A 2563-nucleotide genomic window follows, 5' to 3' on the forward strand; every position below is an offset into this window, starting at 1 on the left:
CGATTATGGATTCAAGACAATTCGTTCAAGTCGGTGAATCCCTCCAATATCCCCCAATCAGTCCCCTCTCCCTTTGGGAGAGGGTTAGGGTGAGGGCAATCCACAGGCTGCCCACAATCGCCAGAGCACCAAGGTCAGAGCATTTCCAGCGCCATGATACGTGCTCGAATAAACCGCCGCTCCGGCTCCTGCCGCGTCAGCTCCAGCGCCCGCTGATACGCTGCCCGCGCCTGCTCCACCCGGCCCAACTGCCGGCAAAACTCCGCCCGCGCCGAATGCGCCAAGTGGTAATCCTGCAACTCCCCACGCGCCAAAATCCCTTCTACCAACAACAACCCGGCCAACGCCCCGTCACGCTTGGCCACCGCCACCGCCCGGTTCAGCTCGATCACCGGCGACGGCACCGCGCGCAGCAACACGTCATACAGACCGACAATCTGCTCCCAGTCCGTTTGCGCCGCCGACGGCGCTTCCGCATGCACCGCCGCAATCGCCGCTTGCAGGCAATATGGCCCGAAGCGTCGCGTACTCAGGGCGCGCTCGACCAGCGCGCACCCTTCGGCCATCAACCCGGCGTCCCACAACGAGCGATCCTGATCGTCGAGCAACACCAGTTCACCGCTCGGCGAGGTGCGCGCCGGTCGACGTGATTCGTGCAGCAGCATCAGCGCCAGCAGACCCATGACTTCCGGCTCCGGCAGCAACTCCATCAACAAGCGCCCCAGCCGAATCGCTTCGCGCGTCAGATCCTCGCGGATCAGCTCGGCACCGACCGAGGCCGAATAGCCTTCGTTGAACACCAGATAAATCACCCGCAACACGCTGTCGAGGCGCTCGGGCAATTCGTTCAGCGTGGGTACTTGATAGGGGATTTTCGCGTCGCGGATCTTGGCCTTGGCGCGCACGATGCGCTGGGCAATCGCCGCCGGCGCCGAGAGAAAAGCACGGGCGATTTCCTCGGTGGTGAGGTCGCAGACTTCACGCAAGGTCAGCGGCACCTGCGCATCTGCCGCCAGTGCCGGGTGGCAGCAGGTGAAGATCAGCCGCAAGCGATCGTCTTCCACGTCTTCGCCACTCCAGTCAGCCTGTTCCAGCTCATCGAGTTGCGCCAGCAGCAACGGTTGCGACGCCTTGAACCGCGCGCGCCGGCGCAGCACATCGATGGCTTTGAAACGTCCGGTGGAGACCAGCCAGGTGCGCGGGTTGTCCGGCACGCCGTCGCGTTGCCAGCGCTCGACCGCGACGAAGAACGCCTCGTGCAAGGCTTCTTCGGCGAGGTCGAAATCACCGAGCAGGCGGATCAGCGTGGCCAGGATCCGCCGCGACTCCTCGCGGTAGACCTGCTCGACCCGCGCCCTGACGTCAGACATTCAACTGCCGCACCGGACGCACTTCAACGCTGCCGACCCGCGCTGCCGGAATGTTGCCGGCCACCTGAATCGCTTCGTTGAGATCCTTGGCGTCGATCAGGTAGAAACCGGCCAGTTGCTCCTTGGTTTCAGCAAAAGGCCCGTCGGTGATCGACAACTTGCCGTTGCGCATGCGTACCGTTGTGGCGGTCTCCACCGATTCCAGCGCTTCGGCGGCGATCATCCGCCCGCTGCCCTGCACCGACTCGGCGTAGGCCCAGCATTCGGCGTCTTCCGGGCTGTCGGGCGAGGTGTGCAGCAGGCGTTCATCGCTGTAGACCAGGCATAGGTATTTCATGGCGATCTCCTGATTCGAACGGATCAACTATGGCTGAAGATCAGGGGGTTACATCGAACAGCGTCGCGCCGCTCATCGGATCGAACGGTGCCGACCAGTGTTCGTGGGCAATCTTCCACGCCCCGCCGACCTGCCGATAACAGGCGGTCACGCGCATCCAGCAACTCTGGGTCTCGCCCTTGTCGTTGGTGCCGCCGCAATTGGCCACCCAGTGGGCGAAAGCGATGTTGTCGGCGCTTTCGATGGCGATTTCGTGGAACTCGAAGATGTGCGGGCCGGGGCACATTTCCATGCACTCGACCCAGTGCGCGCGGTACGCCGCTTTGCCTTTGAATTGCAGCGCCTTGATCGCATCGAACGAGACGATGTCGTCGGCGTACAGGGCCATGACTTTCTCGACGTCCTTGGCCATTACCGCTTCGCGGTAGGTGTTGATCAGAGTCTGGATTTCGCTTTGTGCGCTCATGGTGTTCTCCGTGGTTTTTGTTGTGAAGACACCCTTAGTCGTTTGCCCTTTGCGCAGATCGACAGGGCAAACAAAAAAATTTCGCCGACAACAATGTCGCTAGAATCCGAGCTTCAATCCTTGTAGGAAAAAGGAAATTCCCGTGTCAGCCCAACTCGTGCCTTACGACAGCCTCAGCCCTTTGCAGCGTGAGCAAGTCGAGTCGATTGAAATCCATCCCGAGCAGATCAAGTTCTCCGGCGACATCCACGGTGCCCTGCACACCCTGCTGTCGAAACCCGGCCCCGGCGTGAAAGGTTTTGCCCTGCTGGCGGACGACGTACCGGTGGCGTTTCTGCTGCTCAAGCGCCCGCCGGTATTGCCCGACTGGGCCGACGAACACAGCGCCAC

3 protein-coding genes and 1 pseudogene are annotated in these 2563 nt (G+C 61.9%); 1 reads left to right on the forward strand and 3 read right to left on the reverse strand.

The annotated features are described in order from the left end of the window. Positions 1 to 134 precede the first annotated feature (134 nt). Genes D6877_RS02590 through D6877_RS02600 form a run of 3 tightly spaced genes read right to left on the reverse strand, consistent with a single transcriptional unit; the run spans position 135 to position 2173 of the window. Entirely contained in the window at positions 135 to 1370 is a 1236-nt protein-coding gene (locus D6877_RS02590) for an RNA polymerase sigma factor (protein ID WP_130909738.1), read from the reverse strand. Further along, positions 1363 to 1707: a YciI family protein gene (locus D6877_RS02595; RefSeq protein ID WP_130909739.1), complete on the reverse strand. Its 345-nt coding sequence runs from the start codon at positions 1705 to 1707 to the stop codon at positions 1363 to 1365. The genes D6877_RS02590 and D6877_RS02595 overlap by 8 nt, the downstream gene beginning before the upstream one ends. 40 nt (positions 1708 to 1747) lie before the next feature. Next, positions 1748 to 2173 carry a nuclear transport factor 2 family protein gene (locus D6877_RS02600; RefSeq protein WP_024014040.1) on the reverse strand — a complete coding sequence of 142 codons (426 nt, stop codon included), beginning with the start codon at positions 2171 to 2173 and terminating at the stop codon, positions 1748 to 1750. Positions 2174 to 2315: 142 nt separating this feature from the next. On the opposite strand from D6877_RS02600, the pseudogene D6877_RS02605 reads away from it, so the two are divergent. Then, a pseudogene (locus tag D6877_RS02605) lies at positions 2316 to 2563 on the forward strand (GNAT family N-acetyltransferase); the annotation flags it as partial.

Origin of the sequence: Pseudomonas sp. Sample_9, assembly GCF_004307535.1 — a bacterium.
In the GTDB taxonomy this organism is placed as follows: Bacteria; Pseudomonadota; Gammaproteobacteria; order Pseudomonadales; family Pseudomonadaceae; genus Aquipseudomonas; species Aquipseudomonas mercuritolerans.